This window comes from Paralimibaculum aggregatum (assembly GCF_030270585.1).
GTDB lineage: Bacteria > Pseudomonadota > Alphaproteobacteria > Rhodobacterales > Rhodobacteraceae > Thermohalobaculum > Thermohalobaculum aggregatum.
On the sequence record NZ_BSYI01000006.1, the window covers coordinates 77,581 to 91,819 of the forward strand.

Genomic DNA, 14,239 nt, shown 5'->3' on the forward strand with positions numbered 1-14,239 from the left:
GCGGGGCATTGCGCGGGCACTCCTCAGCTGTGATCCGGCCGGCGGGCGCGCTCAGCGGCAGGCATCGGCCGAGCGCATCAGGCGGAAGACCTGGCCCTTCAGCGGCGTGAACTCGTTGATGCAGCGCCGGGTCTCGCTCCCGTCGGTGCCGATCTCGACCACCAGATTGGCGACGTAGTTCTCGTAGCGTCGGCAGACATCGCCGGAGAGCTCGCGGAAGGTGGCCGGCTCGAAACGGTCCGCGGCATGGCGGGCGCCGGCCTCCATGGCATCGACCCGGGCGATGCAGAGCGGCAGGTCGAGCCGCTCGCCGAGCCAGGCGGCGTAGCGCGTGGCGAGCCAGTGCGAGACGCCCTCCGCGACGCCGCCGAAGCCGCGCTCGACGCTGTCCGCCGCGGCCCTGATGCCGCGGTCGCGCCGGCCCGCCTCGTCGATGAAGCGCCTGAGATCGTCGTAGCTCACCGGCACCGGGCGGACGCATCCCTGCGCCGGGGCGGCCCCGTTCGGGCCGGCCAGCGCCACCACCACGCAGGGGAATTCCGGGTGGCTGCTGTCGAGTTCGCCGACCGCCGGGCCATCGACCGCGGCCGGGATCTGGTCCGGCCCGGGAGGCGCCTGCACGCCCGGCGCGATCCGCGGCAGCAGCGCGCTTGGCGCTGCGGCGGGCGGCGCTGCGGCCTGTGCGGCCGGCGCCGGCCGGGGCAGGAAGGCGCCGCCTGCGGTTCCCTCCTTCGGCTGGCCCATGGCGACCGGCTCGACCGCGCCGCCCTCCACCGGGGCCGGGTTGCCGGCGACAGGCGCGGGCACCGCCTCCTTCGGGTCCGGCTTGACGGGGGTGCGCAGCAGCAGGGTCAGCCGGCGTGCGGCGACCGAGGCGTACTGACCCTCGGGATACTTGTCGAGATACTCGGCGAAGTCGCGCGGGTCCTCGCTGTCGGCGATGCTGAGCCAGAAGGCGATCTCGGCCATGGCCTCGGGGTCGTCGGCCGGCTTCGGCGCCGGGCCGCCGCTCCCCGCCGAGGCGACGAAGTAGAAGTCCTCCGAGGTCAGCGAGCCGTAATAGGCCGGCTCCTGCCGGCCCTTGGTGCGGAGCATCACGTCGTCGCGCACCTTGCGGAACAGCTTGCCGATCTCCAGCCCCGGCTCCACCAGCGTCTGCTTCAGCGCCGCCGCATAGGGGGAATTGCGCCCCTCGCCGTCCTCGGCGATGGTGCCCTCCTTGGCGGCGAAGGCCACCAGGCGGTTCTTGCCGCGCGGCACCACCATGGAGAGCCCGCGGCTGATCGAGCGCGTGCCGGTCTCCAGCTGCTTGGCGAAGGGGTTGTTGCGGCAGGCATCGACGATCACGAGGCTCATGCGCCCGGCCGGCTCGGCGGCGCGCTGCAGCAGGTCGAGCGGCATCGCCTGGAAGCTGACGTCGCGGGCGTCCTTCATCGCGGCATCGACGGGGAGGAGATAGTTCTGCCGGTCGATCTCGATGCCGTGGCCGGCGAAATAGATCACCGCCACCTCGGCCTTCTCGGCGCGGTCGCCGAAGGAGGTCAGGGCATGGCGGGTCTCGTCGTATTCCAGATCGATCAGCGTCTCGACCTCGAAGCCGGCCGCCTTGAGCGCAGCGGCGATGTCGGCCGCGTCGTTCACCGGGTTCTCCAACCGCGGAGCGTGGGCGTAATCCGAGTTGCCGATCACCAGCGCAACCCGCTCTGACGCAATCGCCGCCTGCGCGGCAAGCAGAAGACCGAGGGCTAATCCGAATACAATCCTGAACACAGCCGCACCTCGTGTGGTTCGCCCGACTATAGCGCAGGCGCCTCTTCATTCATAGCTGCGGCTCCGGGACCGGCGACTCAGCGCATCAGAGTCTCGACCGGTTCCTGTTCGGAGATGCCGTAGAGCCGCGCCTGCACCAGCAATAGGAGGATCGAGGTCAGAATCGCGAGCCCGGCGACCAGGGCGATGTTGTCGAGGCCCACCGGCAGCGGGTTGAGTTCGACGCCGGCGGCCACCACCGGATAGCGCTCGGCGAAGCCTGCGGTCAGCCGGTCGAGCACCGCATGCACCGCGAGAAAGGCGCCGAGCGCCAGCACCAGCGCGGCGAGCCCGGCTGCCACCGCCTGCACCACCAGCATGGCGCGGATCTGCCACCAGGTGGTGCCGCTGCAGAGCAGCATGGCATAGCGCAGCCGCCGGTGCCCGAGGATGGTGCCGATCTGCACCCAGAGGATCACCAGCAGCAGCGCGCCGAGGCCGAGCCCGATCGGGCCGCGGAGATGGTCGATCAGGTCGGTGAGGAAGTTGTAGCGGGTCAGCGCGTCCTCGTAGACCTCGTCGATGCGCAGGCGCGATTCCGGCTCGGTGCCCGCACGATCGACCACCGGGTCGATGCAGAGCGGCACGCGCTCCTCCGGGGGGACGAGGCCCGGCGCCGGGCGGCAGAGCAGGAAGTCGAGCAGCCGGCCGATCTCGAGCCGCGAGGGGGCATAGACGAAGGCCTCCTCGAAGCCGGTGTCGCGCTCGGCGAGCGGCAGGCGCAGCAGGCATCGCCCCTCGGCGTCGATGCGGGTGCCGCGATCGGCGCGGTCGGTCGCCACCGCGTCGCAGGGCAGGAGCAGGCTGTCGCCCTCGAAGCTGACCGGCGCGGTGCTGGCGATGGTGACGCCGGGATTCGCCGGGTCGACCGGCAGGCCGAGCTCTTCGGCATGGGCCAGCACCAGCGCCTCCGGCAGGCCGGGATCGCAGCGGTTGCCGGGCTTGTAGGCGGCGCGTTCCTCCTCGGTGCCGAAGGTGATGCGCACCTGGGTGGGCCGCGCCCGGGCCTCGCCGCCGAGCCGTTCGGCGAGCCGCTCGAAGCCGGCCCTGATGGCGGCGCGGTCGGCCTTCGGCATCAGCCGCTCGGAGCGCAGCATGGTGATGCGCCGGCCCGGCTCCGGCCCGGCCTCGAGGAACAGGCAGAGATTTTGCGGATTGCGGACCGCCTCCTCGGCCAGGTGCCAGAGCGCCAGCGGCGCGACGAAGGCGATCTGCTCGGCGCCGATGGTGATGTGGTCGGCCCAGGTGACGGCGAAGGGCGCGAGGGTGCGCCGGTGCACCCGGATGTCGAGCCAGAGCCGGTCGATCTCGCCGAGCCGTGCAGGGTCGGTGGGGATGCGGGCGCGCTCGGCCTCGGGCAGGCGGCCGGCCAGCGCCTCGCGATAGGCGCCAAGCTCGAAATAGCGGGCGAAGAGGGTCCGGTTGAGCACGATGGGCCAGGGGCCGGGGGCCGCCGCCGGCGGCGGCGTGGGCCAGATCGGGCCGGCAGGGTCCACCGCCAGCCCGGCAAAGGCCGGCAGGTTGCCGGCCGCCATCGCCGTGCCGCCTTTCCAGATGCCGGGGCCGGGCAGGCGCAACCGCGCCTCGGCGCGGAAGCGGCGATAGGGCTCCATGGCGAAGCCCGCCGCGGTGACACGCTCCACCATGTCGCGGTCGATGGTGCCGGCATAATTGCTGCGCAGCGAGTTCGGCAGCACCCAGACCGGCACGCCATAGCCCTCCTCATAGCCGAGGAAGGCGTTAACCGACTGCTCGAGAATGCCCTCCCGCGCGGCGAGGATCACCAGCCCGTGCAGCTGCAGCCCGGCGAGCAGCAGCGTGAACCAGAGAAAGTCCCGTCCGCCGGGGGCAAAGCGCCGCCGGAAGGCGCGGGCATACTCGGTGAGGGCGAGCCCGGCCAGTCCCATCACGCGGGCTCCGGCAGCGCGCAGTCGGCCCAGCCCGAGGCGTCGAGGCGCTGCCAGCCGCAGCCCTGTCCATCGACCTGCACGCGCAGATCGGTGCCGTTGTCGACGGGGTCGTTCTCGTGATGCGTGACCCAGATCAGCAGGCGCTCGTCGGGGGCGTCGTCGAGCCAGTAGTGCAGCACGTCCATCACCTCGTGCCGGGTCATGTGGTCGAGGCTGCCGGTGGGCTCGTCGGCGAACAGCACGTAGGGGTCATGGATCAGCGCCTGCATCAGCGCGATGCGCTGCTTCTCGCCGCCGGAGACCTGGCTGTCGAAGCGCGAGAGCATGTGCCGGGCATAGCCCTCGTCGCCGCCGAAGACCGAGGCGAGCAGCGCCTTCGCCTGCGCCTGTGCCCGGGCCCGCTCGGTGCCGGCGATCTCGAGGCGATAGGTGAGGTTCTCGCCGATGGTCAGATGCGGCTGCAAGGTCGCGGTCTGGAAGGCATAGCCGAAATAGCGCTGGCGCAGGCGGATCAGGTCGGCCGGCCGCGGCGGCCCCGCGCCCCAGGAAAAGCTGGCGCCGTCCGGGAAGGTCCAGGCGATCTCGCCGCCGCGCCCGGTCGGCCAGACCACGCCGGCCAAGAGGTTCAGCAGCGTGCTCTTGCCGGCGCCGCTCGGCCCCATGATCGGCACCCGGTTGGGCCGGCCGGGCCCGGCGAGGATGGCGAGGTTCGCGACCTCGAGGTGGAAGGGCGCCGCGGCGCCGTTGCCCCTGTCGAGCTCGATCCCGCTGAGCCTCACCCCCCACATGGTTCCCTCGGCCTTCCCGCTAGATCATGGGATGTAGTTGCTCGGCACCCAGAAGATCGTCCGCCCGCCCAGCACGTGCTTGAAATCCATGCCGGGCTTGGAGAACTGCCTGTAGCCCTCGAGCCGGATGATCGGGGTCTGGTGCCGCGCATTGGGGCAGACCACCTGCTGCAGCTCCTCGAATTCGGGGATGTTGCCGCTGGAGACGCTGTCGAAGATCTCGCGGTGGCGCTCCAGCCAGTTGCCCAGCAGGTTGAGCTCGCAGACCGAGATCTGGCCCTGCGCCTGCAGCGCCTCGTCGCTGTCGCGCAGCCCCATGATGTCGGCGAAGGTGTAGTTGAGCAGCGGTGTCAGCCGGCCCACCGGCAGCCCGTGGCGCCGTTCGAGGAAGCTGGCGATTGGCTGGTTCACCACATCCGGCGACAGCTCGGTGCCGATGCCGCCCTGCACCGCGCGCAGCATCTGCTGCAGGATCAGGCGCGAGAGCTCGTCGGCCGAGGCGTTGGAGGTGTCGCGGAACACCTCGAGCATGGTCCGCCACTGGGAGAACTCGTCATAGGTCATCCAGACATCGGTGACGACATCGGCGTCGTCCACCAGATATCCCGTGGCGATCTCGTTGAACACGCGCTCGCGGCAGGCCGGCCCGAGCTCCTCGCAAAGCCGCCCCTCGATCTGCGCGAGGCGCAGGCCCGGAAGGTTGCCGAACTCCTCGTAGCCGCCCTGGCCCTGGAGCTGGGTGATGATGTTGACCAGCGCCTCGCCGCCCTTCAGCTCGGCGATGATCTCGTTGATTGGGGTCTGGTCGCCGAACACCGAGGCGATGCCGAGGATGCGGTCGATCAGCTCGTCCTGCGCCTCGCGGATCGAGCGGCCCTGCATCGAGAACAGCAGCTGCTCGGCGGTCAGCCCGCGGTCGCTGTCGAGCCGCGAGAGCAGGTGATCGACCACCCGGCCGGTGATGTCCTCGGCCTGCGGCACGAAGGTCGCGTAGGCGGTGGCATAGTCGCCGCTGCGCCGGGCCTCGGGCACCTGCACGAAGAACGGGATGATCGGGTCGATCGTGTCGTCCATGTTGAGGGTGAGGAAATCCACAACGTCGTCGGTGGTGATCGCGGTGCCGCCCTGGGCGATCTGGCTCTCGCCGCTGTAGCCGGTGTCGCCGATCACGAAGAGCAGCTTCACATGCTCGTCGCAGGTGCTCATGTCGTCGACTGCCTGGTAGAGGCCGAAGAACATGTTCTCCTCGTGGTCCGGGTCGCGGCCGACGCGCTGGGCCTGCGGCACGGTGGTGGTGATGCTCCGCACGCCCTGGCGGAAGCGGTCGTGCTCGGCGGCCTGGGCCTGCTCGTCGAGATCGCAGGTGCTGGAGAGCGGCAGCCCCTCGCCGATGCCGCCCTGGCCGTCATAGAGGTCGCGGTAGACGCGGTAGCCGAAGCGCACCTGGGTGCCGCTGAAGCGCGGATCGGTGGCGAAGGCCTCGGTGATCGCGCCGAGGATGCCGGGGCCGACGCCGTTGCGCCCGACGATGGCGTCGATATGCGGCTCCATCGACTGGGTGCCGTCGATCAGGAAGAAGACGTCGAGCTTGCGCAGCTGCTGCAGCTTGCCGAGCGCCTTCTCGAGCCCGAGCTCCTGCGTGAAGATGTCGGCGCTCACCCCCTGTCCGACGCCGGCCACCGGCAGGATCACGTTGTAGACCGCCGGCGAGCCCTCGATGCGCTCGATCACCGGGATGCGGATCGGGTAGCTGAACCAGCGCTCGCCGCCGAGCACCGGCAGCGTGCAGTCGCGCCCGCCGATGCGGGCATCCTCCGGCGTCTCGTGGACGCAGATATAGCTCTCCTGGCCTTCGGCGGTGACGAGATCGGGCCGCGGGCGCAGGCCGAAGCGGGTCTCCCAGAGATAGCCGTCCTTGAGATCGACCCAGCCGATCACCGGCGCGGTCTCGTCGGCGAGATACTTGCCGAGCAGCAGCAGCCGTTCGGTCGCCGGATCGACGGCATGGACATAATAGAGGCTGAAGCGGGTGAGGTCGGAGCAGCCCTCGTCGGCCGGATCACAGCTCGTCTGCTCCACCGAGGGCATGGCGCGCACCGGTTGCACCTGGTCGCCCTGCAGGGTGGCGCGGGTCTTGATGTAGAACTTCTGCTCGAGCCCGGTGGTGTTGCTGACCAGCGGCTTGGCCTGGCAGAGCAGGTCGTCGCCATGCACCCAGCCGATGGTGCTGGCCTCGCGCTGGTCGTTCTTGATCTCGATATAGGGGCCCTCGCGGCGGTGCAGCGCCACCCGCTGGGCAAAGCGCAGCGCGCCGATCGGCGCGGCGCCCGGGCGCGGCTCCTGCAGGATCTGCGCATTGGCGCGGATCACCGGAACCTGGACGCGGCGGATGATGAAGCCCGAGGCGTCGATGCTGCCGACCGCATCCTCGCCGTCGAAATCATAGGCGGCGCAGGAGCCGTGGACCGCGGCGCCGGCCGCGCCGGGCAGGAGCCCCGGCATGGCGGCGAGACCGAGCAGGATGAGGAGATGTGTGAAGCGCATCAGGGCCGCTCCCTTGGCTTGCGTGGCACCGAGGCGGGATCGGGATGCTGCGCGATCATTGCCCGGCCCCGATCTCCGCCAGGCCCTTCTCGACCACGGCGCGCAGCCGCTCGGCCGAGAAGCTGTCGTCGATGCCTTCGCAATTCTCCATGCGCAGCAGGCTTTGATACTTGTCACAGCCCGAACCGCCTGCGGTGTTCAATACCCAGCGGAAGTGGCCAATTGCGGCCCAGGCCATTGCCGCCGGCGCGTCGAGGCGCGAGCTCGGTGCCGGCCGGGTGGCGTCGAGCACCACCACGAGCCCGCCGAGCGCGTCGCCCCATTCCTGCTCGATCCAGGTGAAGTCCTGGAAGGGCTGGCTGGTCGGGGTGATGAACTTGAACCGCGCCCGCTCGCGCCAGAGCGCCTCCGGATCGGGGCTCATGCGGATCTGCTCGGCGCGCAGCAGCACCTCGCGATCGGTGCCGCGGCTGACGGCGATGTCCACCGGCAGGCAGGCCTCGGCCTCGCGCAGCGCGGTGGCGAGCCCGCGTACAGCTCGGACCACCGACTCGCCAATCTGGTTGCTGAAGCTGCCGTTCTCCACCACCAGCACCACCAGCCGCTTGTCGCCGCAATTGACGATATCGACCTCGGCGACCGCCCGGGCCCCCGCCGCATCGACGCCGAGCGGCGAGCAGACCGAGGCCGGCGAGCCGCCGTCATAGGCCTGGTAGTGGCCGCAGACCGGCACCTCCGGGTCTGGGGTGTCGGGGAAATACAGCAGCTTCGGCGGCACGTCCTCGAAGGGCACGGTGCAGTTCCCGTCGGCGAAGAAGCGCAGGTCGCGGTCGAGGCTGTAGCGGCTCTCCTCCGAGAGCCGGGCCAGCAGCGGCAGGCGGCGCGTCGGCATCTCGAGGCCGAGCGCGGCGAGGATCTCGATCTCCGCGCCGTCGAAGGGCACGAGCGTCGGCACCGCCGTGCCGTCCGGGCCGATCAGCTCGACCGCGGCGCTGTCCGGCAGCGCCTCGTCGTCGCTCCAGCCGGCTTCGGCCAGGCTCGGCCCGGCGAAGGGGCGGTCGGCGATCCCGGCGAGTGGCAGGCCGGCGGGCTCGGGCTCCGGCTCGGGCTCCGGCGAGCCGGTCTCATCGGGGATGAAGAGCCCGCCCTCGGGGGGATCGGCGCCGCGCTCCTCCGCCGGCGGCGCCCCGGCCGGCATGCAGCGCTCGCCGCCATCGGCGCAGTAGCCGACCAGCCGCGCGCTCACCAGCGGCGCGGCGCAGCGCCCGACATTTGCCTTCGAGGCCGCCGCGGCGCTCACCAGCGGTATCCGCGGCCGGAGGCTTCCCCGGTCGATCTCGAGGAACCCCGAAGGCGCGAGCACCGCCCGCGTCGGCGCCCAGCTCTCGGAGAACATCTGCACATCCCGCTCATTGGCCTTGAGGATGCATTCGAAGGTCTCGTCGCGGAGGCGCCGGCAGGCCGGGCCGCTCGCCGGGCGGAAATCCGCGAGCGGCAGCACCCTGCGCGGGCCGCAGGGAAAGGCGATGTCACCCGAGCTCTGGGCGATCAGCGCGGGGGAGACATCGACCGCGCAGTCTGCCCGGCGGGCGAGGGTGATGCGGCTCACCTGCGGGATCGCGCCGGGGTCGAGCCGCCACTCCCAGGCGAGGCTCGGGCTGTCGGCGCTCGCGCCCTCGGCCCGCGCGACGGAGCCGTGGGAGACCTCGATATCGCCGAGGGCGGCGGGCGTGACGAGGCGCAGCAGCTGCGGCGGGGCGGCCGGCTGGGGCAGGGTTTCGGCCGGCCCGCCCGCGCTGCCGGCATCGGCGCTGGCGGCCTCTCCGGGAGCCAGCGCGAGCAGCCCGGGCCCGGCATCGCGGGCCCGCGCCGGCAGCCCCTCGGGGCGCGCCGCCCCCGGCAGCGCGTCATAGGCGGCCTCGGCAGCGGCCCGGCTGGCGGCAAGGCGCATCTGGCGCAGCGGCAGCTCGGCCGGGCCATAACCGTCGTCGCCGCGGGTGAAGCGTTCGGTCGGGTCGCGCAGCCGCTGGTAGCCGTGGAACAGCGTCCGCCCGCCGGACGACAGGGCGTAGATCACCCGCGAGCGGCAGCGGAACAGCACCTCGGTGCCGTTCGGCAGGGGGCCGACCAGGCCGCCGTCGCAGCCGGCGATGGTCACGTCCTGCTCGGCAAGGGCGTCGCGGAACTCCACCGCGATATCGACGAGCGGATCCTCCGCGGTCTGGGCCGGGGCGATCTGCGGCGCGGCGGCGAGGGCGATGGCGAGAAGCGCCGCAACCTGCCGCGACAGCCGGTGCCATGCTTTGGGAGGAGGACCGAGCCGGAAGGATGCACGCCCTGTGCAAGGCCGAGAAACCATGACAGCAAACCCTATCCGCTCGTCCTTACCTAGAGGTACGGCATGGGATCGGCTGCATGCAAGGATCAACTTCCCCGACGCCACCTTCCCTGCGCCTGCCGGCGCCGCACCAGTGCTCGCCAGCCGGCAATGCGTGACGCAGGGGCGCTTTTCTTGACAAGGAAACTTCACAACGCGCAGATTGATGGGGGAGACAGGCGCGCCAGCCCGCCTGCGCGGCGGCAATCCTGTCTGCCGGGAGGAGAGATTGCCGGACCCCGGACAGGGCGCTCTCCGGTCCGGGCGCTGGTGGCCCCCGGACGCTATCGGAGCTTGAATGCACATGGTTGTGGTCAACAATTTCGTCCTGCTGCCGAGCGTGATCAACATCGTCACCGGTGAGGGGGGCGAGGAGACCCGGGTCCTCCGCGCCGACCTGATGGCGCTCGGCATCACCACGATCCAGTCGATCACCATCACCGACAACGGCGACGAGGGCACCGGCACCGGGCGCTTCACCGGGATCGATCTCGATGGCTTCATCATCAGCCCCGACCTGGCCACGACTGCGCCGCTGGCGCGCCCGCTGCAGGACACCTCGCCCTTCGCCGCCGATTTCGCCGCGCTGACGCCGCAGGATGTCGCATTCGCCGCCGGCGATACCCGGGTCGGGGCCTTCGGCGGCGATCTCGTCGGCACCGACGGCGCCGGCAATCCGCTGCTGGGCGAAATCGAGCTCGGGCGCATCGGCAACCCGCTGGAATCGGGCTTCCTCTCGCTCGGCATCGAGGGCAGCCTGACCATCACCTTCCCGGAGGCGCTGGAGATCCCCGAGGGCGCCTATCTCTATCTCGGCGAATGGGACAATGCCGGCGAGCAGCTGACCGGCCCGGATGCCGCCTTCACCGTCACCATCGAGGAAGCGCCGGAGGAGCCGCCGCCGATCCTCGGCACGCCGGGGGACGACGCGCTCTCCGGCACGCCCGGCGACGACGTCATCTTCGGCGGCAACGGGCGCGACACCATCGATGGCGGTGCCGGCAACGACACGCTGAACGGCGAGGCCGGCAACGACCAGATTCTCGGCGGCGCCGGGGACGACGAGATCAATGGCGGCGGCGCCCGCGACGCGGTGGTCTATGACGGCGCGCGGGATGACTACACCATCACCGAGAACGGCGGCAGCGTCACCGTGGCAGGCCCGGGCGGCGAGACCGACACGCTGTTCAACGTCGATACGCTGGAATTTGCCGAGGGGCGTACCGTCTTCCTCACCGCGGGGCGGATCGGCACCGGCTTCAGCGCCACCGACGCGGAGGCCAACAGGGTCATCGGTGCGGTGGACATCGCCTTCCTCTACGAGGCCGGGCTGAACCGCAACGGCGCGATCGACGCCGGCGGACTCAACTTCTGGATCGACGTCTTCGAAGGCAACTACGTCGCCGAGACGAATTTCCACGCCAAGGGCCAGAGCTTCAACGCCATCGCGAAGAGCTTCTTCGACTCGCCGGAATTCGCCGCCCTGGTGCGCGACGATCTCGGCCCCGCCGCGACCCCGGAGAACATCACGAGCGAGCAGTATCTCGACCTGCTCTACGGCAACATCCTCGGGCGCGAGCCGGATGCCGCCGGGCGCCAGGCCTGGCTCGACGTGCTGAACGACGGGCTCGCGCGCCACATCGTGCTCGCCGAGTTCGCGAAATCGCCCGAGAACCAGACGACGGAGCCGCCATTCGACCCGGAAACGCTGCAGGAGGTCCGACCGGGTGACTGGGATTTCGTCGATCTAGGCTGACGGCCGGCCAGCCATCATGCGTGCGGCCAGGAGCGAGAACGGCCCATGATCGAGCTTGCCAACTTCGTTCGCCTGCCGGGTGGCATCAACATGGCCACCGGCCCCGAGGGCGGGGTGACGCAGGTCTTCCGCACCAATCTCTCGGCCACCGGCTTCACCACGGTCACCTCGATCACGATCACCGATACCGGCGCCACCAACACCGGCATCGGCCGCTTCTCCGGCTTCGATCTCGACGGGCTGGTGATCAGCACGGCGCTGGTCCAGAGCGCCGCTGCGGTGGAGGGCATCGAGGGCAGCTCGATCTTCCCCGGCAACCTCTCCGCATCCGATGTCGTCTTCCGGCCCGGCGAGAATGTGCCCGGCCCCGATCCCGGCCCGCTGGTCGGGACGGATGCCGAGGGCAACCTGCTGCTCGGCGAGATCCGGCTCGGCGATCTCGGCAATGCCAGCGACTCGGGCTTCCTCAGCCTCGGGCGCGGCGGCGAGATCACCATCACCTTCCCGGCGCCGCTGGTGCTGGCGCCCAACACCTATCTCTATCTCGGCGAGTGGGATCCCAACGGCGAGAGCGTCGGCGGCGAGGGGCGCACGGCGCGGGTGGTGGTCGACGGCCGCATGAGCGTGGACGGCGGCATCGAGGGCGATGCCGGGCCGAACCTGCTGCACGGCACCGCGGGCAACGACACGCTGCGCGGGCTCGACGGCAACGACACGCTGGAGGGCCTTGGCGGCAATGACCGGCTCGAGGGCGGCAACGGCCGCGACACCCTGCGCGGCCAGGCCGGCAACGACCAGCTCTTCGGCTCGGCCGGGGGCGACCGGCTCGAGGGCGGCGATGGCGCCGACACTCTCGACGGCGGTGCCGGGTTCGACACGCTGTTCGGCCAGGGCGGCGCGGATGCGATCTTTGCCGGCGCCGACGCGGACACCGTGTTCGGCGGTGCCGGCAACGACTTTCTCGACGGCAATGATGGCTTCGACAGCCTCGACGGCGGCGGCGGCAACGATTTCATCGACGGCGACAACGGCAACGACACCCTGCTCGGCGGCGACGGGGCCGACACGCTCGACGGCTGGACCGGCAACGACCTCCTGCGCGGCGGCGGCGGCCACGATTCGCTGCTCGGCTTCAGCGGCGCCGACACGCTGGAGGGCGGCGACGGCAACGACACCCTGCTCGGCGAGTCGGAGGCCGACCGTCTGTTGGGGGGAAACGGCAACGACGTGCTCGACGGCGGCCCGGGGTCCGACACGGTGCTGGCCGGCAACGGCAACGACCAGATCCTCATGTTCCCGCTCAGCTTCATCGGCAACGAGGTGATCGACGGCGGCGGCGGGCGCGATGCGGTGGTCTATGACGGCGCGCGCAGCGCCTTCACCATCACCGAGGCGGGCGGCTCGGTGACCGTCGCCGGCCCCGGCGGCATCGACACGCTGACCGGTGTCGACACGCTGGAGTTTGCCGACGGCGCCACCGTTTTCCTCACCACGGCGCGGATCCGCTCCGGCTTCAGCCTCGTCGATGCCGAGGCAAACCGCGAGATCGGCGCCGTCGATATCGCCTTCCTCTACGAGGCGGGGCTGAACCGCAACGGCGCGATCGACTCCGGCGGGCTCAATTTCTGGATCGATGTCTTCGAGGGCGACTATGTCGCCGAGACGAACCTCCACGGCCAGGGGCTGAGCTTCAACGCGATCGCGCTGTTCTTCTTCGACTCGGCCGAGTTCGCTGCCCTGGTACGCGATGCCTACGGCCTGAACGCGACGCCGGACAACATCAGCAATGCGCAGTATCTCGACCTGCTCTACGAGAACATTCTCGGCCGCGAGCCGGAACCGCTGGGGCGGGCCTTCTGGCTGAGCGCGCTCGATGCCGGGCTGCCGCGGCATGTCGTGCTCGCCGAGTTCGCCAAATCGCCGGAGAACCAGACCGTGGACCCGCCCTTCGATCCGCTGGCGCTGGAGGAAGTCGAGCCCGGCACCTGGGAGATCGGCTCCGGCGGCCAAGGCGCCACCAACGGCAACGACACCCTGCAGGGCACCAGCGGTGCGGATTTCCTGAACGGGCTTGCGGGCAACGACGTGCTGCTCGGCTTCGGCGGCGGCGACACGCTGGTTGGTGCCGAGGGAGACGACACCGTCGACGGCGGCTCCGGTTTCGATACCGCGGTCTTTGCCAGCAATTTTTCCGAATACATCGTGGTCGGCACCGCGAGCCTCGCGCTGATCGACGGCCCCTCGGGCTTCGACGAGCTGATCGGCATCGAGCTGCTGGAATTCGCCGATGTCTTCCTGACGCTGCCCGATTCCCCGGTGCAGGCGATCGAGGACGAGTTTGCCCTGGTCGCCGGCAATGTCTTCGCGCTCGACGTGCTGGCCAACGATCTCCCCGGTGCCGACTTCCTCGACCTTGCGGTGATCGGCGTCGACGGCTCGGGGCTCCTGGGCTCCATCTCGATCAGCCAGGATCGCAGCACGATCCTCTACGACACAGAGGACGCCTTCGACTTCCTGGCCCCCGGCGAGGTGATCTTCGAGAGCTTCAGCTATTCCGTGACCGACGGCTTCACCATCGAGGAGGCCAGTGTCGTGGTGGCGGTGGAAGGCGCGGGCGGCGGCCTCGCCGACATGGTGATCGACTTCTTCGATATCACCGACGGCACCAGCGGCGACAGCTTCTTCCCCGGCGACCCGGTCTTCCTCACCATGAGTTACGGCAATCTCGGCGGCGAGCCGGGGGATCTGGAGATCGGCTTCTACCTCTCCCCGGATGCCAATGTCACCACCTCGGACATCTTCCTCGATTTCGTCGATGTCGGCGTGGTCGGGCCGGGCGAGTTCGGCTCGATCGACACCGCCAACCCGCCGATCCTCGACGGCGAGGTCGCCTTCGACATCCCGGACGGGCTGGCGCCCGGCACCTACTGGATCGCCGCCATCGCCGACGACATCGACGACATCACCGAGTCGAACGAGGCCAACAACACCTCCTTTGCCGACGACATCACGGTGTTCGGCGACATCTTCATCTGAGCCGCCCTGGGGTGGCGCC

General features: G+C 70.3%; 7 protein-coding genes. 2 read left to right on the forward strand and 5 right to left on the reverse strand.

The features are described 5' to 3' along the window. Positions 1–51 precede the first annotated feature (51 nt). From QSJ97_RS05250 to QSJ97_RS05270, 5 genes are all read right to left on the reverse strand, one after another. Entirely contained in the window at positions 52–1,770 is a 1,719-nt protein-coding gene (locus QSJ97_RS05250) for a caspase family protein (RefSeq protein WP_352231053.1), read from the reverse strand. A gap of 77 nt (positions 1,771–1,847) precedes the next feature. After that, positions 1,848–3,716, reverse strand: coding sequence for a hypothetical protein (locus QSJ97_RS05255; RefSeq protein WP_285670583.1), 1,869 nt, complete (start codon positions 3,714–3,716; stop codon positions 1,848–1,850). Beyond that, on the reverse strand, positions 3,716–4,507 hold the full coding sequence (locus tag QSJ97_RS05260) for an ATP-binding cassette domain-containing protein (RefSeq protein ID WP_285670584.1): 792 nt from the start codon (positions 4,505–4,507) through the stop codon (positions 3,716–3,718). The genes QSJ97_RS05255 and QSJ97_RS05260 overlap by 1 nt, the downstream gene beginning before the upstream one ends. Positions 4,508–4,531: 24 nt before the next feature. Continuing rightward, the gene (locus QSJ97_RS05265) at positions 4,532–7,051 is read right to left on the reverse strand and encodes a hypothetical protein (protein WP_285670585.1); all 2,520 of its coding nucleotides are present in this window, start codon (positions 7,049–7,051) and stop codon (positions 4,532–4,534) included. 55 nt (positions 7,052–7,106) lie between these two features. After that, positions 7,107–9,242 carry a hypothetical protein gene (locus QSJ97_RS05270; protein WP_285670586.1) on the reverse strand — a complete coding sequence of 712 codons (2,136 nt, stop codon included), beginning with the start codon at positions 9,240–9,242 and terminating at the stop codon, positions 7,107–7,109. 484 nt (positions 9,243–9,726) lie between these two features. Between QSJ97_RS05270 and QSJ97_RS05275 the strand changes: the two genes are divergently transcribed. Continuing rightward, on the forward strand, positions 9,727–11,184 hold the full coding sequence (locus QSJ97_RS05275) for a DUF4214 domain-containing protein (RefSeq protein WP_285670587.1): 1,458 nt from the start codon (positions 9,727–9,729) through the stop codon (positions 11,182–11,184). A 45-nt stretch (positions 11,185–11,229) separates the two neighbouring features. Continuing rightward, positions 11,230–14,220 (forward strand): DUF4214 domain-containing protein, encoded by a 2,991-nt coding sequence (locus QSJ97_RS05280; RefSeq protein ID WP_285670588.1) that lies wholly within the window; start codon positions 11,230–11,232, stop codon positions 14,218–14,220. Positions 14,221–14,239 lie beyond the last annotated feature (19 nt).